Genomic DNA, 22,193 nt, shown 5'->3' on the forward strand with positions numbered 1-22,193 from the left:
AAAAACTCCAATAAGCAAATAATGATTACGGCTCAATTAATGTAAATACACTAAAAACGCTGCCATGGTGGCAATGGATAATACCGTACTAAAAAAGAAGGTTGACGCCATTTCTTGCTCAGCAATTTTATATTGCATCGCTAATATTACACTGATTGTTGCTGCTGGTAATGCAATTGTCATAATAGACAGATCAGCTACTGTTCCCTTTATCGCCATCAGTAGACAAATACCGAGAGTAATAACCGGAACGATAATATTTTTTGTAATGACCGACGTCAAAATAGTCAAATTAAACGTCACTTTTTGACTATAGAGAATAATTCCTGTCGAAAATAGTGCTATTCCCCCTGTAGTGGTTCCTAATAATTTTAATGACTTTAATATATTCTCAGGGATTTCAAAATCCAAAATCAAAATAATAAAAGCCAGTACAGGCATCCAAATTATTGGCTCTTTGAGTGTATTTTTTAGATTAGAAGCTATACTTACCTTTGAATTACCACCATCTTTATTTGACGAGTAAGTGGATAACGAAAATAATGTAAATGGAACCAAAATTAAGTTAATAATTATTCCGCATAAAGAAACCGGTATCGAACTTAATTCACCATACAGAAAGCCTAAAACTGGAATACCAATGAAAGGACCTGAAGGTGCAGCAACTGCCAATGCTTGTAATGCAGCGATTGGTTTACTACGGCGGAAAACAGAATGGGAAACAACGAATACAACAATGTAAGCTCCCACCATACTGATAAATAACACTAACGCCATATCACTTTGCTCTAGCAATACTGAGCGTTTAACACCTAGCATTCCAGAAAATAACGTTAATGGTAGTGCATACAACATAACCAAACGGTTTAAAATGGTACTTTGATCTGAATTAAAATCTTTGTGCCATGCTGCAAAATAACCTAAAGCCAATGTGACAACAATAGGTAATAATGCAGATATAATTATCTCTAACATATCATCCCCAAAAAACAGATAGTAGATAAAAGTAAATCTCTGTTATTACCTTTTGATAATAACAAAAAGCAATAGCAAAATAAAAAACCCAAAAATATAGAAACAACTTTAATGCTATTCTTTAATTGAATAGTTTTAAAAATAAAAACATTTAAATTCAAGGCAATCTAAATTTACAATCATAAAAAGTCAGTGAAAATGCATTCAAATCAAACAACAATCAAAATAAAGTAACGAGGTTTGAATTTAATAACCGAGTTAATATTAATGTAATAAAGCTAACAACATAGAACAGTTAACAATTAAGAAACACATATTTACTTTAATCTATTTACATTCGGTTTTATGAATGTAATTCTATTTTTTCCGACCTAATTAGGTCATTGTCAAACAATCCCATAAAATAAACTTTATATAATATATTCGATACAATGCTTTTACTCACTCAATAGTTTTTGTGGGTTAAACATAAAAATAACCGATAGTAAAACAACCACTAAATAACATATCAAACCAATTATCCAAATCCAACCATCCCAGATTGCTAATGTGTGATTATAGATTAATGCAAACAACACAGGACCAATGACCCCTGTTGCATTAGTCAAGCTAACTAATAAGCCTTGTAAAGCCCCTTGTTGCTGACTATTTACCTGAACGGACATCAATCCTTGCAATGCAGGTAGTGCAATACCACCAGCCGCTAATAGGATTAAAATTGGGAATACTAACCAACCTTCAGAGATAATCGCTAATAAAGCAAAAGCACTACTATCAGCAACAAACCCAACAATTATCGCGGTTTTTTCTCCCCATATTGAGGCGATACGTCCGGCTACAAACGCCTGAAAAAGCGCATGCAAGCATCCTAGCCCAGCCAAAGAGAAACCGACCATCATACTATTCCATGCAAAACGGTTTTCAGTAAACAATACCCATACCGTTGCGGGTATCTGCCCAATTAACTGTGCTGAAAAATAAATAATTAATAAAATGGGCATACTTTTTATTAATGTTATATATACCGAATTTGATTTTTGCTTAACCGCCGTATCAATATCTGTACTCTCTGTTATCTTTCGGGTTTCACCAAACACTGACATCACGACAAAGAAAGTCACTATATTCAAAAATGCAGCAATAAAGAATGGACTATGAGCAGAAATAGAGCCAGCAAAACCACCAATAATAGGGCCTGCAATTAATCCTACACCAAAACTTGCACCTAATCGTCCAAACCATTTAACACGCTCGGAGGCCGATGTAGTATCTGCGATAACGGAAGCAGCAACAGCTCCTGTAGCTCCGGTGATCCCTGAAAGTAATCGGCCTAAATACAGCATCCAAAGCGCACTAGAAAATGCCAACAATAAATAATCTAGCGATGCGCCAATTAATGACAACAACAAAATAGGTCGTCGTCCAAAACGATCCGACATCTTACCTAACCATGGTGCAAAAATAACCTGCATCAATGCATATAGCGCTAACAACACACCAAAATGATTAGCAATATTTTCAGTTGTAATAAATTCACGTAATAGTGTTGGTAAGACTGGCATTATCAATCCAATCCCCATGGCATCTAGCAACGTAATCACTAGTGCAATACTGGTTGATTTCTTCATTTCTCAATTTCTCTATCAGTGATAGGGTGGTGGTAAAATAACTCTATCAGTGATAGAGTGTCAACCATTAAATAGGAGTCGAACATGGCAAAATTAGACAAAAGCAAAGTCATTAGCAGCGCACTCGAACTACTCAATGAAGTAGGTATGGAAGGTTTAACAACACGAAAATTGGCACAAAAGCTAGGTGTCGAACAACCGACACTGTACTGGCATGTTAAAAATAAGCGGTCATTGCTTGATGCATTAGCCGTTGAAATGTTAGAACAGCACCATACGCATTTTTGCCCCTTAGAAGGGGAAAGCTGGCAAGATTTTTTGCGCAATAATGCCAAAAGCTTTAGATGTGCACTATTAAGCTATCGTGATGGCGCTAAAGTACACTTGGGAACTCGACCAACAGAGAAACAATATCAAACCATTGAAAAGCAGTTAGCATTTTTATGTCAGCAAGGCTTTTCATTAGAGCATGCATTATATGCCCTTAGTGCAATTGGCCATTTTACATTAGGTTGTGTATTAGAAGATCAAGAGCATCAAGCAGCCAAAGATCAACGTGAGAATTCAGATATCAACCTGACTCCGCCACTATTACAACAAGCTATTACATTACTGGATAAACAAGGCGCTGAACCTGCGTTCTTATTTGGGCTTGAAATGATTATTAGTGGATTAGAAAAACAGCTTAACGTTTAAAATATATTTTAAAATCATACTCACTTTTTTATAAGTGATCATTTCTCGATAGCCTGCTCGTCGGGTTATCTTCCCTTTCAATGACGGCGAATAAAAAATCACACACCGATAAATCACTAAATAAAAGCATCATAGTTTTATGTCGTACTTCACAGTTCTTTAAATTAGCGAGGCATAGCGAGTAATTAGCCTCATCACATTGGCAATGTTTATTATTTATTCAACCCTGTCGTACATATATTGTGAGAGGTCTTACCTGAGCCGCATGGTAACTAGGATTATCGAGTTAAATAGAAAAATAACATTTCAACCAACTAAGTAAAACTCAACAAACACATTCCGATTAAATTATACCTCTATTAACCAAAGGTTATGGATACCCAAACAAAACTCATTGTTAAAAATTGGTTAAGCAAAGTAATTTCATTTTTCACTAATGTTAAATTGTTATAGTGAAAATCTGGTAAACTACTTGAGGTAAAATAATGACTTTAGATGCCAGTTATACATTATTAGTCGCTTGTGTCGCGCTACTGATTGGGATGTTTGTGGTCAAATTTACACCATTTCTCCAAAAAAACCACATCCCTGAAGCCGTCGTTGGGGGCTTTATTGTTGCTATTATTCTGCTAATTGTTGATAAAACATCAGGCTACACATTTATATTCGACTCTTCATTACAAAGCTTATTAATGATCGCATTTTTCTCTTCGATTGGATTAAGTTCCGATTTTTCACGATTAATTAAAGGCGGAAAACCCCTTGTTTTATTAACCATCGCCGTAACTATTTTGATCGCGATTCAAAATACCGTAGGAATGGGAATGGCAGTAGTCATGAATGAAAGTCCATTCATTGGTTTAATTGCCGGTTCAGTACCTTTGACAGGTGGTCATGGTAATGCGGGTGCTTGGGGACCAATACTTGCAGATAAATATGGGGTTGAGGGTGCCGTAGAGTTAGCAATGGCTTGTGCAACACTCGGTTTGGTATTAGGCGGACTTATTGGTGGCCCAGTTGCACGCCATTTATTAAAGAAAGTCACTATTCCAAAAGCGACTGAGCAAGAGCGCGACACTATTGTTGAAGCTTTCGAACAACCGAGTGTTAAGAGAAAAATTAACGCAAATAATGTTATCGAAACCATTTCAATGCTAATTATCTGTATTGTTGTGGGCGGTTATATCAGTACCTTATTTAAAGATACTGTATTCCAATTACCGACTTTTGTATGGTGCTTATTTGTCGGTATTATTATTCGTAATACTTTGGCTCATGTATTTAAACACGAAGTCTTTGAGCCTACCGTCGATGTACTGGGTAGCGTTGCTTTATCACTGTTTTTAGCCATGGCATTAATGTCATTAAAATTTGGCCAACTCGCCAGTATGGCAGGACCGGTACTGATAATTATCGCAGTACAAACCGTGGTTATGGTGTTATTTGCTTGCTTTGTTACCTTCAGGATGATGGGGAAAGACTACGACGCCGTCGTAATTAGTGCGGGACATTGTGGATTTGGTATGGGGGCTACACCAACAGCTATTGCTAATATGCAAACGGTGACCAAAGCATTTGCACCATCACATAAAGCCTTTCTCGTTGTTCCCATGGTTGGTGCTTTTATCGTAGATATTGCCAATAGTATTCTAATTAAAATATTTATTGAGATAGGAACCTACTTGAATTAACGCTTTTCTCTCGGTGTGTACCTCATAAACCATTGTTATGGATGATGGGGTATACACTGAGCTATTTCGTCATCAAAAATCTAAAATTAATCCGCTCCCACCTAATAAAATAAAACCATCCATATTCTAAATAATTCGACGGCAGTTAAGCGGCAAGTACATCAATCGCGGGAACCATAAAAAGATGTGACTAGCGCGAATGAAGGACACCAACAACATTGCAACTTGAAGTATGACGAATATAAACCGTGAATATTGACCTACTTGCCTGAATATTTGTAATTTATTCGCTAGAATAGCGTTTGAGATAAAAATTTAAGGCTCATAGAATGAAATTACGACATCTTGATATTTTTTACGCTGTAATGACTTGCGGCTCATTAACTCGTGCAGCTGAGGTTTTACACATATCTCAACCCGCAGCAAGTAAGGCACTTAAACACGCAGAGCAGCAATTAGGGCTAGTATTATTTCAACGGATCCGCGGTAAATTATTACCCACAGATGAAGCGCTGTTATTGTTTGATGAAGCCAAAGAAGTATATCGAAATTTAGATCGCCTGCGAATTTTGGCTCAAAATTTATCAAAAAACCCACAAGGTAAATTAGCTATTGGTTGCTTACCAAGCCTCGGTTTAAACTTGGTGCCTGAAGTGACTGCACAATTTATTAAAAAACACCCTAATATTAAACTCACTATTGGTACTCACCATACCGTTGATATTCTGCAATTGTTAACCCAACAAGATTTGGATATTGGGATCGGCTTTAACCTTGCTATTGAAGGCGGCATTACCGTGTTACCAATCGCCGAAATTCCTTTGGTTTATGTTGATACCGAAAAACACCAAGGACCCATTTCACTCGCAGATATTGATCAAGAACGCTGGATCCACCCAGGCTCAGACTCATTATCGCAATTATTACAGCGATACCATGAGTTTTCTGTCTCAAATATTAGTGTACACACCTACCATATGGCAGCAGAATTTGTTCGGGCGGGTTTGGGTTGCAGTATTACCGATATTTTCTCAGCTGAGCATACATTGCCAAAATCAATGATCTATCCGCTCAAAGAAAACCTACAGCTGGCTGTTTCTGTCTTCCATCGTGCAGACAGACCATTAACTAAAGCCGCACAAAATTATGTAAACACCTTGTCACAAACCCTCGAAAAAAGAAATAAAGGAGTTAACCAAAAGTTATACTCCAGCAATGAAAACTCAATTGTTTAGTTAACTCATTCGCCGTTAAATAATAACTCTTCCGTTATTATTAGCTGCGAATACTCTCATCACTCGAGGAACAGCTAAGCGGTAAGTAAATGAATGATTAACGCGAGTTAGCGTAATCAACAATACTGCAACTTGGAGTATGACGAGTATATAACGATGAAAAAACATGTGGTGGTCATTGGTGCAGGCGTTATCGGTCTTAGTACTGCATATGCGTTAATAAAGGCTGGTCATGCAGTCACTTTATTAGAATCAGAATCCGATGTGGGTATGCAAACCAGTTTTGCCAATGGTGGTCAACTTAGCTACCGCTATGTATCCCCTTTAGCTGATGCAGGTGTGCCATTACAAGGTTTAAGTTGGATGGGAAAAAATGATTCTCCACTCAATTTAAAAATACAATTTTCACTCCAACAATGGGCTTGGCTAGCACAATTTACATTAGCCTGTAATCGAAAAACAAATAAAATTAATGGCGCCCACCAATTAAGATTATCATTATTAAGCCAAGAAATAATGAATACATGGCGCACTAATGGTGATATTGGTGATTTTGCTTGGGAAAAATCAGGTAAATTAATTATTCATCGTGACAAAAAAAGCTTTAATAAAGCCTGTGAAACGGTTGATCATCAATTTCAACAAATTTTAAATGCAGATGAAATTAGTACTCTTGAGCCTTCACTCAAAAATATTCAATCACAACTCGTCGGAGCAATTTATGCACCTGATGATGAAAGTGCGGATTGTTATTTATTCTGTAAAAACTTACTTCAATATTTATCGACACAAACTGATTTTAAATTATGTTTACAACACTCTGTCATTTCATTTATTAAACAACAAAAACGTATCACAGGAGTTGTAACCAATCAGGGAAATATTTCTGCTGATGATGTGATTGTTTGTGCTGGTAATGGTAGCCGCCAATTACTACAGCCTTTAGGCATTCATATTCCAATGTTGGGATTAAAAGGCTATAGCCTTTCTATTCCTTATCCTGAACAGCCGCATGTTGTCCCTAAAGTGAATGTGACCGACTATGGTAACAAAATTGTCTATGCAAAACTCAACCAACAGCTACGCGTCGCTGCTATGGTTGATATTGGCTATGATAAATTTGGCTTACGTAACAATCGAATTGTCGCGCTAAAAAACATTATTAAAAAAACCTTCCCTCGCTTAGAAAGCATTGATGATGCTGAAACATGGTGTGGTTTGCGCCCATCAACCCCGAAAGGCCCTCCAATGTTAGGTAAAACCGAATACAACAACCTTTGGTTAAACATTGGTCATGGTAGTTTAGGATTCACATTAGCGGCAGGCAGTGCTGTAATACTCAGCCAACTAGTCACAGGGCAACATTCACCAATATCTTTAACTGGATTAACGAGATAACTATGATGATCAAACGTAATAACCCAAAACCACGTTTAGCTGACAGTGTTGAGTATGCAGGTTTAGTCTATCTGTCTGGTCAAGTTCCTACCGATCTGACTGGCGATATCACCGCCCAAACGCAAGAGGTACTTGCTAAAATTGATACATTACTCGCCGCCAGTAATAGTGATAAATCACGGATCCTTTCTGCTCAAGTGTGGATTAAAAATATGGAGCGTGATTTTGCCGCGTTTAACAGCGTTTGGGAAGCATGGATGCCAGCAGAAAGTAGCCCCGCTCGCGCAGCTGTAGAAGCCAACATGGCTCGTGATCAAGTGCTTGTTGAAGTTATGGTGACCGCAGCTCAAGCTTAACTGCGTAACCTTTGGTTTAAATGATTAAGGTCGCAAATATATGTTATAAAAGCGACCTTAAATTTATCTTTCAAACATTCATGCTTGAAATATAAAAAATCTATTCTAAATAATTTATCGTACCGCTAGTCAACGAGTCACTAGCAACATAGAGCCTATAAAACGAATGCGCGTGAACTCAGTTAGCAGCACTGCAACTTAAATTATAACGAATATATATTAGTTCTTATATAAACTCGCTGTCACTGAAACATTATTACCACTACCTTCAGATTCAACTGAAGTAATCACAAAATATTGCGCACCCTTTTCATCCGCTTTTTGTGAAATAGCTTCTACATAATTATTAACAACCCCTTCATTCATAACAACATTAACAGTACCTGCAAATTTTAAATCAAGGGATTTAGTATAATTAATTTCAGTAGCCGCAAATGCTAATGGGCTTAATAAAGCTAAAGATAAAACTGCTGATTTTAATTTATTCATTTTAAGAGCACCTAGAGTTATATTAGTTGATAAGATAATAGTAACCTTAGTTATTTATAAATATTCTGTCAATAGCTTATCAGCATAGTATAAAAAATCAAACCACAGAGCAGCCCTTACTTATTAATAAACAAGGGAATATTTATTATTTCATTTTTAGTTTTAATAAATTTAATTTTAAAGATTCTTATGCATCAATCTATTAAATCAAAATAAGGTCATCTACAAAAGATAATTCAATTAAAGATTACATTGATAAAAGAATAAAATTAACTGCCATATAATATTTATTATCACAATTAGATAAGTTAGGGATTGATGATATTTTTATGTTATAGCAACTATTCATTCTCTACTAATAGTGTTATTTGTGAATACCAAAAAATATACGTTGGATTGGTAATTGTAATAAATTAAATACGGATTATGCTGCCAATAGTTATTCTTAAATTAAAGCAATGGCTGTAATATAGCAGAATTAAGTACAATTAATGTGTCAACTGAAACATATACGGAATATTTATCCATTTTCCATTTACTAGACTATGAAAGTTGGACTCAACACCCCGAGTAGTACATTACAGCAATCCATACAGGGTTAAACCTTAACTATGAACCCATGAAATATTCGATTAATGAAGCCTTGAAAACGAACTAGATCGCGAGTTTCAAATGTTCAAATTTATCACGTATTGCTTCCATCTTTTCTTCAAGACGACGAGACTCCTGCTCTGTTTCAATTGCTGTAGAGGTTGCTACCGAACGAATGAGTTGGGTACAGATTGGTTTTGTTGCTTGAATTAATTCATTCTTTTTCATGGTAGTCTCACTGCTCACTACTGATAGTACATTTTATACATCGTTACTTTGGCTAAATTAATACTAATCAGATAACGCAGGTAAAAAGACTTTCCTCGATGGCACAAGTTGTTAATAGAGAAAAATACCTGCTTACTTTTAGAACTACTGAGAAATTAAATTATTTTCTTGTGGCATATTTTATAGCTATTTTGCTACAAAATAGCGTATGGTTATAGCTCATATAACCATACGCATTCATCAATGATTTAGTAATAATACAGTTCAATCGTTGAAGAACCATCAAGGTGTAATGGTGACGTTAAATCCAAATCGTGTTTCTGAGTAATATAGGCTTGAATGATTAATATCCCTTCTAATCGTTTAAAGGGCTTAGGTACCACGGAACTCGTATCAGTGCCAAATGAAAAATACGAAGCTGTTCCTGTAAACAAGCTGCCACCATTCCCTTGTAACTCTGTTTCTTTATTCCAATTAGTTGTCTCTGTTGGTAGCATAGGTGTCCAATATTTTACTGTAGCCGATTGCCCATCTAACCGTACCTGAGTAAATGGCAAATTGAGCATATACCCTCCCAATTTTTGGCCATTGTTTATCCCTAGTCCAGCTACAAACGCTTGCGTCACATTCGGTAGCCCCATAGGCAAATTTTTTCCAAAACCCGCCGATAATACTTCCGCTTTAGCACGTGCGCTACCAATCTCATTTTCACTCTCTGCATTTGGCGTAGATTGCAACCGATTACTTCTTGCTCGAACAGCTACATTGGTAGCCGCATCGCAACTGAGAGTAAAATTCAGCGCCTGAGCAGGTAAAACCGTCACCGTGTTATCCGACAAATCATTAGAATGGATAGTATGGTAATCCACAGTGCCGTTGTTCGATACAGAAGGAATACAGGCGATGGCTCGTAACTCAGAAGAAACCATCACAAGGCTTGGCGGTAATGTTGCGAAACTCAAGGATAATTGCCCTGATTGAGTTAAAGCTATTGGGTTAGTGATTTCAGATGCTGCAATCTTTGGGGTTAAATTTAATACTAGCTCGACATTTTTCCCTGTCACTGCTGTTTGCGGACGAATTTCATCGCCCGGTTTTAATAAAGTCGTTGGTTGGTTAACCTGATTACGCACTACCGTTGCTATCGTACTCTGCCCATCAACACGGTAGTCCGCTAAGCTGACCTGCAATCCCCCTTGTTGACCGTACTGGAAGCTTGTTGAGCTACCACCAATAGGATCTTGGATTTTGAGTACAGGTTCAATCTCTTGTGAACACATCAGCTTCACCACCACTTGCCGGCTCAATAATTCCCCTTCTCCGTTCGGTAGCTGTTTTATTTGATCTCGCGAGACATTACCATAATCAATTAATGATTGAGAAACCGCTAATTGACAATCTTTCTCCTCCGTACTCTCTGCATATAGATAATGAGAATACACAAAGCAGCTGAGCGTAAAACATAAACGGATCACAGATGTTTTTGTCCATCGCATTATTGACATGATGCATTCACCTCTTCGTATAGGGCTTGTGAATTCGCCTCTTCGGGCAAATTGAGTTGCATAACACAAATTTGCTTTTCTGGTGTTTCAACAATCAACTTCATATTTGGTGTCGCTTGTCCTAAGAAAAATTGTCCCTTTTGAGTGGCCAATGTTAAAAAGTTGCCAGCCTCATCACGGATCACACTATCCACTGGCAACGCTTTTCCTGCTAACTGTGAATGAACCCGTACACGACGCGATTCGATCACCGTGAAAGTCATCGGTACAATTGAACCTTTAGCAGGTAGTGTGGTTTTATAAGCATTAAGGATGTCACTTTGGCGAGATAGGCTTCTAGGATCGACTTTCACCGCATTTTGTTGATAGGCATTTAAGTTGGGGATCACCGCATAACCATTACCATTAGTCCATGTAGGCCCAGCCCCCGTGTCTAAACGAACATAACGTTTATCACCGGCTTTGGCGATACCAAAGGTGTCTTTGATTTCATACGGTGACAGCAACAAACCTTCACTGACGACGGCAATTCCCCCATTTAAAGAGGCTCCCCAGCTCGTTTGATGTTGATTATCACGGCGAATGTTAGCACCTAGTTGACTATAAGGTGTGACGGTATGCGCATTAGCTGAAACCGATTGATAATGTTTTTGATCACTATAATCATATGCAATACCCCAATTTCTATCATGGCTCTCATAGTTGTTATAACGTGTTCCCCAGCGGTTGCTATTATCAGTACGCGTCAACCAAGACGAAATATTGGCACGCTCCAGTGGGATACTCAGTCGTAAATAAAAGGTATCTTCATAAACATTGTCGATATTATAAGTGCGTTGATAACTGGTGTTTAAAATGGTGTTTTTGTAAAGTGTTTGGCTCCAAGAGAAACTAATATAGTCTTGAGACTGGTTATCTTGCGTATAGGTCCGTCCCACTGAAGAACCCAGCGTTCCCCAGCCCGTAGACCAATTAATGTCGCCACCAAACTGCTTTTGCTTATTATTAACACGTGGTTCATCTCTCACTGCATCACTTAAATAGTGATAATCAGGGCTTTGCATCAAGGCATTAACCCCAATAGACAGCGAATCGGAGGCTAAATAAGCCATTGACCCCATTAATAGACCACCAGTTTTATGATGTTTTTCATCACGTGCCACATCGGTATTGGTAGATAGCCGCCATGACTCACTCAAACGCACCGTACTATTCAATCCCAAAGCATAATAATCAGGAGATACCACCGCACCGGTTTGTAGCCCTAGATAGCGGTTTACCCCCCATCCTTTTGATAAGGATGCGACTAACGGCTTGTGGGGTGCATTATTTTCATCATAACGACCGATCCCCATTGAATATCCCGTATTACTGAACGGGCTATCATTTTGAAACGTAGATGCAGGGACAATAAACTGTTGTTCTTGCCCGTTAACACCTTTTAATTTTACCAGCAGGTCTGCTGTTTGGTTGACTAACGAAAATTGCGATAACTCAAAAGGTCCTGCGGGAACGGCAGTGTTGTACAGTAGTCGCCCTGCCTGGTAGATTTCAACCATAGAGGACTCTGTAGCAACGCCTGTAACCAGTGCTCCTCCGCCACGATGATTTTCTAATTGGTTTTCAGGGAATAGTTGCAAACCGATAACACGAGATGCACCAATGACACTGTTATTTAAATTGATTTGGCCCAATTGCAGCGTTTTTTTCTGCTTTTCTAGCGTAGTTTGCGCATACGCATATTGATGAATAAATTCTGAATCCGTGAAATGGTTATAAATTTGATAACTGCGAAACAACCAATTTTGATAATTAAACCCCGCTTCCGTATTCACATAATACATATCACGGTTACCTGCACCTGAGCTTCCCATATAGTTTGCAGCATAATTTACGATAGCGCCCGTGCCGCCATACACATAACTTTTTTGCTGATTAAAATTCGTAGCAACGGCACGCTCAGGGACAAAAAACCACAGTTCTTGTTTTGCTGGTTTTGGCACAATTTCACTGTTTTCCCAAAGCTGTTGAAGTGCTACGCAGGTTTGCGCTCCTTGAAAAGTTCGTGGGTCATTAATACCAATAGCTTCCAATAACGCGGTATTAATACACGGCCGCCCTTTCTGATTAATATCAACATCCACACTCGCACGATATTGATTATTAACGTAAATCTTGAGTTCTTGTTTACCCGGTAAAAAAGTCGGTGCTTGTGCAAACTGTTTAGCAATCGAGGTATCAATACCACGTGACTTTAAAAATTCTTCATCAAAGGTGATCGATTCTGTTGCCATCGCAGGGTGAAGATTGACCAAAAAGAGGAGCGCTGTCGGCGTATATTTTTTCATTTTAGTTACGCTATGATTTTTAAACGAGTTGAATTAACGCACTAATGCCGCATCGTAATATTTATCCGTCGAGAATCCCCATGTGGTCGCAGGATAAAAACGAATTTTATCGGCATTTTTAATATTGACGTTTTCATTACCCGACAAATTAAATGACTGATGAGGCAAGATATAACTCTTAGGCAAAGTGAGTTTCTGGCCTGAAGGTAATACGGTAATATTGGGTGAGATAAAACGCACAATATACGGTGAAGGATTGGTGACAATAAATTGGTTGTTTTTATATTCCCATGTTAAACCTTCCCAAGGAGTGAGATTTTGTGCCAATCCGGCCGGACGAATAATCACAGGTAGATTCTGTTTGAAGGTGACGTTAATTTCTTTTTCTAATTCACCATTTTTCGGAGGAACCCCTTCGAAAGTCACACGTTTTAATCGTTCAGTTTTAAGCGGCGTTTTTGAGGTAATCAAAAATCGTACAGTTTGAATTTCATTCCCTTCCACACGCGCTACGGGAGGGTAAACCGTAATCAACTCTTCTTTATCGTCTTCAAGATCTTCGATTTTAGTGATTAACAGACTCGGGTATTTATCCGTATTTTTTATATCAATATTGCCTTCACCATCGCTTTCCTCAATCACGACAATAGAACTTTGAGGCACCATGCCGGCAGCCCACACCGAGGTTATCGGCAAAAACATCAACATTACCCACGTAATCATTTTGACAAACATACTGTGCCCTCAAAAAATAAGGCCACTACTCAGCCTAAATGCGCCAAGTAATGACCTTTTTTAATTATTAATAGTAATAAAGTTCAATGGTGGATGAACCATCGAGGTTAATAGGTTGAGTCACATCCAATTTAGATTGGTCAGTAATATAAGCACGAATAATCAGCGTTCCGGTTAAATTTTGGAAAGCTTGTGGCTTAGTATCTGTGTTGTCGGTACTGTAAGAAACAAAAGTAGCACCTGAGTTAATACTACCGCCGTGGTTGGTTTCAGCACCTTCAACGTTCCAAGTAGTGTTTTGAGTTAATGGACCAAAGGCATAAAAGCGCTTGGTGGCGGCTTCACCGTCCAATGTCACTAGACTGGTCGGTAATAGCACCATATAACCGCCGATATCGGCTCCATTAGGAGCGGTACCTAAACCCATCACATCTGGATTTGCTACCGATACGTTATAAGGTAGGTTGGCAATCATTGAACTAAGTGCCGTTGTATCGGTCAGTTTTGATGCGCCAGTGTCATTCGCTGGGCCTGCATCCGACGCGTTACCTCGGTTGCTGTTTGCACGTAGCGCAACATTAGTCACACCATCACATTGCACAGAGAAACCTAAGGTTTTCACCTCAAGCACGCTGACGCCCGTTGCTTCCAACTCACTTGGTTTGATCATGCCATAATCAGCAACACCACCACCCGCTGCGGAAGGTACACACGCAGTTGGACTAATCGTACCAATAACAGAAATATCAATAGAATCAGCTGATAACGCAGGCAATGATGCAGACGCAAGTAGAGCTGATAAAAGAACTTTTTTCATAATAAATTCTCGATAGTCAATAAAGACATTAATTATTTAATTCGCTATTTTATTAATAGTAATAAAGCTCAATGGTCGATGAGCCATCTAAATTAATGGGTTGGTTAGTTGCTAATTTATCTTTATCGGTAATATAAGCTTGGATAACAACCGTTGCGCTTAAGTTTTGAAATGACTCGGGCACACTATCTGCGCTGTTAGTGCTGTAGCCAAAGAATGCCGTATTTGGTGGTAGCAAAGAATCACCATCGTTAGGTGAAATACCTGCCGTCATTTTGCTCCAACCAGATGTCGAGGTGGGTGCCGTTAATGAGTAATAACGTACTGCGGCGGGATCACCATCTAGGTTTACCAAAGTCACAGGTAAGTTCATCATATAACCACCAATTTTGTTACCATTAGCAAGTCCAAGACCTGCTGCCGATGGTTTTAAAACTGTTGGTAAACTAAATGGTAAGTTTTTACCTAAACCAGCATCAATAACAGCTTGGCTAACTAAAGCACTTCCCGAAATATTTTCAGCACCGTCGGTATCAGGTACGGTATTTGGGCGGTTGCTGGTAGCACGCAGAGCTACCGAAGTTTTACCATCACAGCTAATTGAAATATTAACCGTTTTCGCCGGTAATACAGTCGGTGCTCCCGAGGTTAAGGCATCGGGTTTGATATTTCCATAATCGACCACCCCACCACCTGATGCACTCGGTACACAGGAAATTGGGCTAATAGTACCAATAACAGAAATATCAACAGAATCTGCTGCCATTGCAGATAATGACGTTGATGTTAGCAAAGTAGCTAATAATAGTTTTTTCATAAATTTTTCTCTAATTAGAATAAATATCAAATAAATAAAGAGAGTATTTACTTGGGTTGTGAATAAAAGATCTTATTAGGGCTAATAAGATCTTTTATTTATTATTTTTCTTTTATGGTTTAAATATTAATTATGGTTGTGAAATAATTAATGACGCATTTGCGTGAAAATCACCTTCTTGTAAATCACTTGGCCCTGGGTTCGGTGTTTTTACTAGAGTAAACGTGACTGTGTCGCGTCCCATGCCATTACGTAAATTAGAATTAAATCCTTCAAAAGGCGCAACTACCTGCCCTTCGTGATACATTTCAACCCCTAAGCCCGGTGTTGTTGTTGCAAATGCAGTGCTTGAAAATGAAGACTCATTAGCACTTAATGAAATTTTGATATTTTGGTTTACTGACGTATCATCACAGTCATATTCCAATTCTTTTTCTATTTGATAGCGTGTTTGAGAACCTACGGTGGAAATAGCGGTTTTACTTACTTCACCAAAATCCACATCAATAAGTTTATCGTCGTTTATTACACAACTACCTGTAGCAAGTATTGCTCTATTGGCTGACTTAAATGTCCATTTATAATCACGCTCAGAGTTCCACGTTGGAGGATCCCCACTAAAGTGCAAATCCAATGTCATTAATTCATCACCAGCTTCAATAACCAAATATGGCCCAACGGGATCTGGTGTTTTAATATACATATCAATATCTACAGGGGTATAGTTACCATGGTCCAACATAAATATCAAAATTTGAGATAAATTATTGACAGGATATCTACTACTATTAACATAAACTCCACCACTAAAGTTTTGCTCTCTCAATTTTGGACCGAGATGAATACCAAATCTTTTTATAAATAAGCTATCTTTATAAAACCAGGGCTCATCATTTTTACAATCAATATATTCTCCTACGTTAGCAAATATATTTTCAGTCTGTGTAATATTTGAATCTATAGGTACATAAATTATTTGCTCACCATCATCAAATTTTGTACCATTATATTTATTAATACAATGATATGAAAATGAATTTGAAGAGAAAAGCAATAGAATAAAAATTATTTTATTCATAAAATCCTCAATTACTCATAATTTAAAATAAAAACAGCAGTTGCTTTAAATGTCCCTAAGCCTATTGTTTTGTTTTTTATGGCATCAAGTTCGGCTTCAACATAGCCTTGAAAATTTAAGATATTGCTGCCATTTTCTAATAAATATAACGGTGTCTCACTGTTAATTGGGATTAGTTTCCCTGCACTATCTAAAATACCCACTCCAACACGAGTAGCTACGCTATCAGCATCTAGAGCTAGAAGCCCCGGCAAAGTAGCGTGCTCAGTCCCTATAAAACCAACTCTTACCCCTTCACCAATTCCTACTTCACAATCAATAAGGTGAATACTAAAAGGCTCTGGATGAGTGCGTGTATTGATATATAAGTACTTATCCACAATCGTATCAAAATCCACTTCAATTTCTTCATCACCGGGCATCAAAGTACAAGGCTCTGCGATTAACGTACCGTGCACATAGACATCGCCAGAAGCATAACTTGTCGGTGCATAACTCCCACTGATAACAAAAAAAAGAAAACCTATTCCTATTGATAAATAATATGAAGAAAGCGCTTTCATAGTTAATACTCCTCCTGAGTGATAAAGTTAGTCATACATCAACTCAAAAGAAATCAAGGCACGGTAAGCGCCTGCTTGTAAGTCGCTGGCAATCCGCACTGGCGTAATAAAAAAGCTTAAGCTATCTTGCCCCGGTGATAGTAAACGAGGAACACTACTCTCCCCCAGTGGGATCACTCGTCCTGCCTCATCACTCAATTGCAACCCGAGACCTTGCACACCCACCACTCTCGCCAATTGAGGATAAAATGGCACCGATGGTGCTAAAAAACGCATTTTGACTCCCGGTTGCTCACTGCTCCACGCCACACTACCCGTTTTAATATCACGCAGTGCCGTAGGGGTTTCAATACAATCTAACAACTCAATATGGAATGGTACTGGCCTGCCCGTTTGCCCTACTTTCTTCAAATCCGCTGTTTCAATATTGCCCATGTCTACCGATTGGTACATCGATTCCATAGCTATTCGGCACGGACTTTCTGTTAGCGAACCAAACACATACAATTGGCCGCTTGCGCCTTCCACATTCCAATTACCATCAGGGCGATAAAGGGTGGCATTGCGATCGGCAGCATGGCTCAACCCACTCCACAGACTAAGACACAATAAGCTACTCACCCAGCCAAAACGGGAATATCGATGACAGTTTGCAGATATCGCCATCATGCGGCTCCTTATGATTTCTTCTCAGGTACAACCGCACATTGGTTGCTCTGGCATTTAAAATGCAGTTTCAAACGCCCGCCGTAGTCGTTGATATAGGTCAACACCGGTGAACTACCCAGTTGAGCGCTAGACACGCCCAAAGCATGCTCTCCAAATGGTGCAACCATCACTGCATCAAATTGCTTAGTAATAGGCGCATTGGCGGTCGCTGCGGCACCAATAATGGTGACGTAAAATGGCGTCGGATTTTTGGCAATATACTGGTCGCCTTGTTTAGTTAAAGTCAGTTTTTCTTGCCACGGTTGATTCATTTTTTCCGTATCACTAAGTGCGATCCCAGATGGACGATAAAATAATTTAATTTTGCTTTGTAATGCCAACTGTAATACGTTCGGTTTTTCACTTTTCGGTGGAATTTCACGCAAGTTAAAATAGAACAAACTTTCACGATCTTGCGGTAACGTTGCCACATCCGGTAGCGCTTCAATACGCACTTGGCTGGTTTTGCCCGGCTCTAAACGCTGTACGGGCGGCAATACCACAAATGGCGACGAGACTTTTTGGCTTTGATCATTCTCAATCCACCCTTGCGCCAAGTATGGCAACTGTGGATTTTTATTGGTAATAGTCAGCGATACACTTTTTTGTTCGCCATTAAAAATCACGCGGGTGCGGTCAAGCGCTATCGCTGACCACGCTTGGCTTGCATACATGACCGATAACAATGCGGTTGCCATCAATAAACGTTTTGGACTTTTCATTTTCATTCGCTGTCTCTCTTAATTATTCTTTCACTTTGTCAAACGATGGCGGGCGCGAGGTTATCGGCTCACACTGCAATAATAAATTGGCACTAATCGTGTCAAATTGTGCAGGGAACTGTAATTGACACTGATCCTCACCAGCCCACTGTACCACCATGATTTCATTCGGGTTGATCCCACTGATATACGCTTGGCCGTTATCATTCATGATGCCAGTGTCCTGCCCTCGCTCATTGCGAATTTGCGCACCAAATGGAGGGAAAGAGCCATCAGCTAAACGCACTGCGACCATCATCTTACGCCCTGACAATACTTCGAACTTACGGTAACCAATCGCCCCTTCCGTTAAGGTCGCTTGTACCACCGAATCGGTGACTTCGGCGTTATCCGGTAGTTTATTCAAATCAATTTTGACTTTATTGCGGTAGTAACTGTTCACATCAGGTACCACCGCTTTACCAAAGACATTCGAGTTCACGACTGCGCCGCGCCCTTTCACTGGGATATCACTGATACCATCGGTATCAATCAATAGACGTGTTCCCCCCATTGTAGACACGCGGTGCATATCGACACCTTCAGGGGTAAAGGTAAAGCCACCTTGTGCCCCTAGGCCAAATGCGGTGTAACCGTTATGGGTGTAACTCGCATTGGCGGTTAAACGGGCATTACTACCTTGATGGGTAATATAGGCACTGCCCGTACCGCCTTGACGTGCACTTCCAGCACTAAATTGGTACGACGTCTGGTTATCAATGCGATCGTAATAAGTTGCACGGTTAGTCGTTTCACTGTTATTAGTTGCAATCGAGTAACCGATATTTGCCCCGTTGCCCCACGGTACTGACAGTGACAAATAGGCACCATCATCATGGGTTTCGTTATACACATTGCGATACGCAGACAACGACACGTTGACATTTTTCACTGAACCAAAGTCCATGGTTTTGGTGAGCATCAGGTTGTAGCGGTCGCTATCTGGACGATCCCAATAGGTTTGGTGGTTATAGTTCACGTAAGTCGACAACCCGATATCACGGAAGTTTTTATTCAAAGAAATGGTGTACATTTCCTTGCTGCCACCGCGACGCTCACCACTTTCTTTAGCATTCAGGTAATCTGACATGCTCATAAAGTCACGCTCAGAGAAACGATAGCCCGCGAACTGCACTTGGCTATCGTAATCATCAAAACGTTTTGAGTAGTTGACACGGTACGAGCCGCCACTCAGACGATCTTCGCCGGGTAAACGAGCAATCGACTGCGTCACGTCAAAGGAAATCGCACCGAAAGCCAGTAAATCGCGTCCAATACCGGCCGCGAAAGCATTGTAGTCTTGGCTGTTGAGGCTGCCGCCAAACAGTGACCACCCGTTGGAAATCCCCCACGAGAACTCACCCGTGGCAAACACATCACCACTACTACGATGATCGAAGGTTGACGGTTTACCCAATGACAGTTTGTAACGCACAGCCCCTGGTCGGGTAAGATATGGAATGGTGGCGGTATCCACTTGGAACTCTTGCACCGTGCCATCTTGCTCTTCCACACGTACATCCAGTTTTCCGCTGGTCGCATCACTCAAATCTTGAATACGGAACGGACCCGCCGCTACTTGTGTTTGATATAAAATACGGCCTTGCTGGCTAACAATCACCGTAGCGTTTGTCGTCGCCACACCTGAAATCTCTGGTGCATAGCCACGTAAATTTGGCGGTAACATGTTCAAATCGGAGCGCAAGCTACCGCCCGTAAAACGGAAGCTATCAAACAGGTCAGAGTTAAGATAATCTTCCCCCAACGTCAGTTTGGCGCGCATTTGTGGGATCGCGCGATAGGCATAGAACCGGCTCCACTGGAAATCCGTATTGACTGGGTCACCCGAGCCAGTCGCATGGTTTAAACGACTCTGCCAGTCTGCGCGTAAACGCCATGCGCCCGCATTCGCCCCCACCACGCCATTACCATTTAGGGCATAGGTATTATGGCCTTTTTTGTGTGGACGGTTAGTTCGTGCGGTAACGTTATAGTCCAATAGGATACCGGGGATCCCTTCATCCCATAGTGACGGTGGATCCCATGTAGCGGTACGATATTCTAAATAGGCTTGTGGTACGCTAAGGTATAGGGTCGATGTGGACAAGTCACCGCGCGCCTCTGCGCCCGGAATACTGGCCAAATCCACACAACTGCCGTCATGCCACCATGTCAGATCTTTGATCACCTCGTCTTTTAACCCCAACTGACTAACAATGTCACCCGTTAAACAGGCTTGGCTTTCATTAGCATCGGTAGCTGACGGGTAAAATGTCACTTTTTGTTCAGGTAATGTTTCCTGATTAAGTTGAATTTTCAACGGATAACTGCCGGGCATGATGTAACCCGCACGCGAAAACTGACCTAAGTCGATATTTTTTTTGTCGTTTAAATCCAACAGTTCAGTGTTGAATTGCACCACATCCGCCGCCATTAACGGGGACGAATAGGGCATGAGTGCTGTCATTACAGCAAGATAGACCGCACAAGGTTGGTGATAAGTACGCGACATAAAAAATATCCCTAGGCAAATGAGCGCCAAACCGCAAAAGAATCAGTAATAATCAATTTTGAAACGCAAAAGCGTTTGATAAGATCCAGCTTGTAAACGCTGATTATCTGTTACCAGTTGCAATTCATAATTCAAGGTCATTTCACCAGGAACAATGTCTCGTTTGGGTAACGGTTTCCCTGCAATTACCGGTGTTCCTTGGTCATCACGCATTGCTAGTTGCACTCCTTTAGCTTCACCTGTTACCGTAAAAAAATCGCCGTTTGCGGGGCCATCAAAGGTCACTTCAAAGGTTTGCCATTCGCCTTTACTACTGGGGTAACGCTCCCAACGGCAATCGACTAATTGAATGTTGAACGGTTTTGGCGGAGCTTTACCAAATTGCTTCAATACGCTCAGAGGAATAACGCCCATGTCAATCGTCTGATCACGAGACTCGGTTTCGATTGCACAGGCGGTGTCGACGATTTCCCCATACATCGAGACCTTTCCCCACCCTTGAGAAGGAGCAGAAAAAGCGGGTGCGCTCGCGCCCAGTATTCCGAAAAGCACGCACAGCAGTGCATTATGTTTTTGCCGTCTTTTCACAAAGCGCCTCGACTATTGGTGGAAAAAACGTGAGGAATAGCACCCTACCCCTCACCGCCAGATTAGTTGTACGCTAAAGTGAAGTTAGTGACGCCTTCGAATTTACCCAATGGGATAGAGTCAACGGCAACATCAGCACCACGAACGAACGCACTGTATTGCAAAGTGTTACTACCTGCTTGCAGTTGGTGAGACTGAGTGGTTGACATGCCCATATCGATTGCAGCACCTTGTGTATCCGTGATTTGGATACCGACGTTACCCACTAAGCCTTCATCTGGGTTCAGGCCAGTCACACCCAGTAGCTTAGAGTTAAAGCCTGCGCTTGCACCGCTGAATGTGATTTGTGTCAACGATCAACGAAAACTGATCCACTTTTAACTCAAATTCGATCAATCAAAAGTGATCCACTGTTTCATTTAGGTATGGCACCTGAGCGTCGTTTATCTTTCAATCGATAGCTTTCACCACTCA

Annotated in this window: 21 protein-coding genes and 1 pseudogene; 6 read left to right on the forward strand and 16 right to left on the reverse strand. The window is 40.2% G+C overall.

Features of this window, described 5'->3' with window-relative positions; genetic code table 11:
• Positions 1 to 36 precede the first annotated feature (36 nt).
• A complete protein-coding gene (locus SC428_RS10205; protein ID WP_140181454.1) occupies positions 37 to 975 on the reverse strand; it encodes an AEC family transporter in 939 nt (312 codons plus the stop codon).
• 437 nt (positions 976 to 1,412) lie between these two features.
• On the reverse strand, positions 1,413 to 2,603 hold the full coding sequence (tet, locus tag SC428_RS10210) for a Tet(A)/Tet(B)/Tet(C) family tetracycline efflux MFS transporter (protein ID WP_140181451.1): 1,191 nt from the start codon (positions 2,601 to 2,603) through the stop codon (positions 1,413 to 1,415).
• Between the two features lie 84 nt (positions 2,604 to 2,687).
• On the opposite strand from tet, the gene tetR reads away from it, so the two are divergent.
• The 5 genes from tetR to SC428_RS10235 all read left to right on the forward strand — a co-directional run bounded on the left by tetR (position 2,688) and on the right by SC428_RS10235 (position 7,979).
• Complete coding sequence (gene tetR, locus SC428_RS10215; protein WP_070926381.1) at positions 2,688 to 3,299, forward strand: tetracycline resistance transcriptional repressor TetR; 612 nt, start codon at positions 2,688 to 2,690, stop codon at positions 3,297 to 3,299.
• Positions 3,300 to 3,784: 485 nt separating this feature from the next.
• Positions 3,785 to 4,990, forward strand: coding sequence for a sodium/glutamate symporter (gltS, locus tag SC428_RS10220; RefSeq protein WP_318707441.1), 1,206 nt, complete (start codon positions 3,785 to 3,787; stop codon positions 4,988 to 4,990).
• 329 nt (positions 4,991 to 5,319) lie between these two features.
• Entirely contained in the window at positions 5,320 to 6,225 is a 906-nt protein-coding gene (locus SC428_RS10225) for a LysR family transcriptional regulator (RefSeq protein WP_140181447.1), read from the forward strand.
• Positions 6,226 to 6,381: 156 nt separating this feature from the next.
• Positions 6,382 to 7,623, forward strand: a complete 1,242-nt coding sequence (locus tag SC428_RS10230) for a D-amino acid dehydrogenase (RefSeq protein WP_140181445.1) — start codon at positions 6,382 to 6,384, stop codon at positions 7,621 to 7,623.
• Positions 7,624 to 7,625: 2 nt separating this feature from the next.
• Positions 7,626 to 7,979, forward strand: a complete 354-nt coding sequence (locus tag SC428_RS10235; protein ID WP_175442496.1) for a RidA family protein — start codon at positions 7,626 to 7,628, stop codon at positions 7,977 to 7,979.
• A 219-nt stretch (positions 7,980 to 8,198) separates the two neighbouring features.
• On the opposite strand, the gene SC428_RS10240 is transcribed toward SC428_RS10235, so the two are convergent.
• Positions 8,199 to 8,468: a DUF1471 domain-containing protein gene (locus SC428_RS10240; RefSeq protein ID WP_140181443.1), complete on the reverse strand. Its 270-nt coding sequence runs from the start codon at positions 8,466 to 8,468 to the stop codon at positions 8,199 to 8,201.
• A 529-nt stretch (positions 8,469 to 8,997) separates the two neighbouring features.
• Between SC428_RS10240 and SC428_RS10245 the strand changes: the two are divergent.
• Positions 8,998 to 9,126: pseudogene (locus SC428_RS10245) on the forward strand (cell filamentation protein Fic); the annotation flags it as partial.
• Here SC428_RS10245 and SC428_RS10250 read toward each other — a convergent pair.
• The 13 genes from SC428_RS10250 to SC428_RS10310 form a co-directional block, all read right to left on the reverse strand.
• Complete coding sequence (locus SC428_RS10250; RefSeq protein ID WP_175442497.1) at positions 9,123 to 9,287, reverse strand: hypothetical protein; 165 nt, start codon at positions 9,285 to 9,287, stop codon at positions 9,123 to 9,125. The pseudogene SC428_RS10245 and the gene SC428_RS10250 overlap by 4 nt on opposite strands.
• Before the next feature lie 248 nt (positions 9,288 to 9,535).
• Positions 9,536 to 10,792: a DUF1120 domain-containing protein gene (locus tag SC428_RS10255; protein WP_318707447.1), complete on the reverse strand. Its 1,257-nt coding sequence runs from the start codon at positions 10,790 to 10,792 to the stop codon at positions 9,536 to 9,538.
• Entirely contained in the window at positions 10,783 to 13,140 is a 2,358-nt protein-coding gene (locus tag SC428_RS10260) for a fimbria/pilus outer membrane usher protein (protein WP_140181439.1), read from the reverse strand. Before SC428_RS10260 ends, SC428_RS10255 begins: the two co-directional genes overlap by 10 nt.
• A 33-nt stretch (positions 13,141 to 13,173) precedes the next feature.
• A complete protein-coding gene (locus tag SC428_RS10265; RefSeq protein ID WP_283126390.1) occupies positions 13,174 to 13,875 on the reverse strand; it encodes a fimbria/pilus chaperone family protein in 702 nt (233 codons plus the stop codon).
• A gap of 67 nt (positions 13,876 to 13,942) precedes the next feature.
• A complete protein-coding gene (locus tag SC428_RS10270; protein ID WP_318707451.1) occupies positions 13,943 to 14,692 on the reverse strand; it encodes a DUF1120 domain-containing protein in 750 nt (249 codons plus the stop codon).
• A gap of 52 nt (positions 14,693 to 14,744) precedes the next feature.
• On the reverse strand, positions 14,745 to 15,509 hold the full coding sequence (locus SC428_RS10275; protein ID WP_140181435.1) for a DUF1120 domain-containing protein: 765 nt from the start codon (positions 15,507 to 15,509) through the stop codon (positions 14,745 to 14,747).
• A 130-nt stretch (positions 15,510 to 15,639) separates the two neighbouring features.
• Positions 15,640 to 16,587, reverse strand: coding sequence for a fimbrial protein (locus SC428_RS10280; protein WP_283126389.1), 948 nt, complete (start codon positions 16,585 to 16,587; stop codon positions 15,640 to 15,642).
• A gap of 11 nt (positions 16,588 to 16,598) precedes the next feature.
• A complete protein-coding gene (locus SC428_RS10285) occupies positions 16,599 to 17,150 on the reverse strand; it encodes a fimbrial protein (RefSeq protein ID WP_283126388.1) in 552 nt (183 codons plus the stop codon).
• Positions 17,151 to 17,177: 27 nt separating this feature from the next.
• Positions 17,178 to 17,816, reverse strand: coding sequence for a fimbrial protein (locus SC428_RS10290; protein WP_318707455.1), 639 nt, complete (start codon positions 17,814 to 17,816; stop codon positions 17,178 to 17,180).
• An 11-nt stretch (positions 17,817 to 17,827) separates the two neighbouring features.
• On the reverse strand, positions 17,828 to 18,580 hold the full coding sequence (locus SC428_RS10295; RefSeq protein ID WP_283126416.1) for a fimbria/pilus periplasmic chaperone: 753 nt from the start codon (positions 18,578 to 18,580) through the stop codon (positions 17,828 to 17,830).
• Positions 18,581 to 18,602: 22 nt separating this feature from the next.
• On the reverse strand, positions 18,603 to 21,131 hold the full coding sequence (locus SC428_RS10300) for an outer membrane usher protein (protein ID WP_412544617.1): 2,529 nt from the start codon (positions 21,129 to 21,131) through the stop codon (positions 18,603 to 18,605).
• A 42-nt stretch (positions 21,132 to 21,173) separates the two neighbouring features.
• Positions 21,174 to 21,719: a fimbrial protein gene (locus SC428_RS10305; RefSeq protein ID WP_318707457.1), complete on the reverse strand. Its 546-nt coding sequence runs from the start codon at positions 21,717 to 21,719 to the stop codon at positions 21,174 to 21,176.
• Between the two features lie 62 nt (positions 21,720 to 21,781).
• Positions 21,782 to 22,072: a hypothetical protein gene (locus SC428_RS10310; RefSeq protein ID WP_318707459.1), complete on the reverse strand. Its 291-nt coding sequence runs from the start codon at positions 22,070 to 22,072 to the stop codon at positions 21,782 to 21,784.
• Positions 22,073 to 22,193 lie beyond the last annotated feature (121 nt).

It is taken from the genome of Providencia sp. 2023EL-00965 (genome assembly GCF_033550225.1).
Taxonomy (GTDB): domain Bacteria; phylum Pseudomonadota; class Gammaproteobacteria; order Enterobacterales; family Enterobacteriaceae; genus Providencia; species Providencia manganoxydans.

Bases quoted from the DNA above. Each gene is read 5' to 3' on its own strand.
- SC428_RS10300 (WP_412544617.1), bottom strand. From the start codon at position 21,131: ATGTCGCGTACTTATCACCAACCTTGTGCGGTCTATCTTGCTGTAATG.
- SC428_RS10250 (WP_175442497.1), bottom strand. From the start codon at position 9,287: ATGAAAAAGAATGAATTAATTCAAGCAACAAAACCAATCTGTACCCAA.
- SC428_RS10255 (WP_318707447.1), bottom strand. From the start codon at position 10,792: ATGTCAATAATGCGATGGACAAAAACATCTGTGATCCGTTTATGTTTT.
- SC428_RS10280 (WP_283126389.1), bottom strand. From the start codon at position 16,587: ATGAATAAAATAATTTTTATTCTATTGCTTTTCTCTTCAAATTCATTT.
- SC428_RS10225 (WP_140181447.1), top strand. From the start codon at position 5,320: ATGAAATTACGACATCTTGATATTTTTTACGCTGTAATGACTTGCGGC.
- SC428_RS10275 (WP_140181435.1), bottom strand. From the start codon at position 15,509: ATGAAAAAACTATTATTAGCTACTTTGCTAACATCAACGTCATTATCT.
- SC428_RS10240 (WP_140181443.1), bottom strand. From the start codon at position 8,468: ATGAATAAATTAAAATCAGCAGTTTTATCTTTAGCTTTATTAAGCCCA.
- SC428_RS10270 (WP_318707451.1), bottom strand. From the start codon at position 14,692: ATGAAAAAAGTTCTTTTATCAGCTCTACTTGCGTCTGCATCATTGCCT.
- SC428_RS10295 (WP_283126416.1), bottom strand. From the start codon at position 18,580: ATGAAAAGTCCAAAACGTTTATTGATGGCAACCGCATTGTTATCGGTC.
- SC428_RS10260 (WP_140181439.1), bottom strand. From the start codon at position 13,140: ATGAAAAAATATACGCCGACAGCGCTCCTCTTTTTGGTCAATCTTCAC.
- SC428_RS10290 (WP_318707455.1), bottom strand. From the start codon at position 17,816: ATGGCGATATCTGCAAACTGTCATCGATATTCCCGTTTTGGCTGGGTG.
- SC428_RS10235 (WP_175442496.1), top strand. From the start codon at position 7,626: ATGATGATCAAACGTAATAACCCAAAACCACGTTTAGCTGACAGTGTT.
- SC428_RS10205 (WP_140181454.1), bottom strand. From the start codon at position 975: ATGTTAGAGATAATTATATCTGCATTATTACCTATTGTTGTCACATTG.
- tetR (WP_070926381.1), top strand. From the start codon at position 2,688: ATGGCAAAATTAGACAAAAGCAAAGTCATTAGCAGCGCACTCGAACTA.
- SC428_RS10285 (WP_283126388.1), bottom strand. From the start codon at position 17,150: ATGAAAGCGCTTTCTTCATATTATTTATCAATAGGAATAGGTTTTCTT.
- tet (WP_140181451.1), bottom strand. From the start codon at position 2,603: ATGAAGAAATCAACCAGTATTGCACTAGTGATTACGTTGCTAGATGCC.
- SC428_RS10265 (WP_283126390.1), bottom strand. From the start codon at position 13,875: ATGTTTGTCAAAATGATTACGTGGGTAATGTTGATGTTTTTGCCGATA.
- SC428_RS10230 (WP_140181445.1), top strand. From the start codon at position 6,382: ATGAAAAAACATGTGGTGGTCATTGGTGCAGGCGTTATCGGTCTTAGT.
- gltS (WP_318707441.1), top strand. From the start codon at position 3,785: ATGACTTTAGATGCCAGTTATACATTATTAGTCGCTTGTGTCGCGCTA.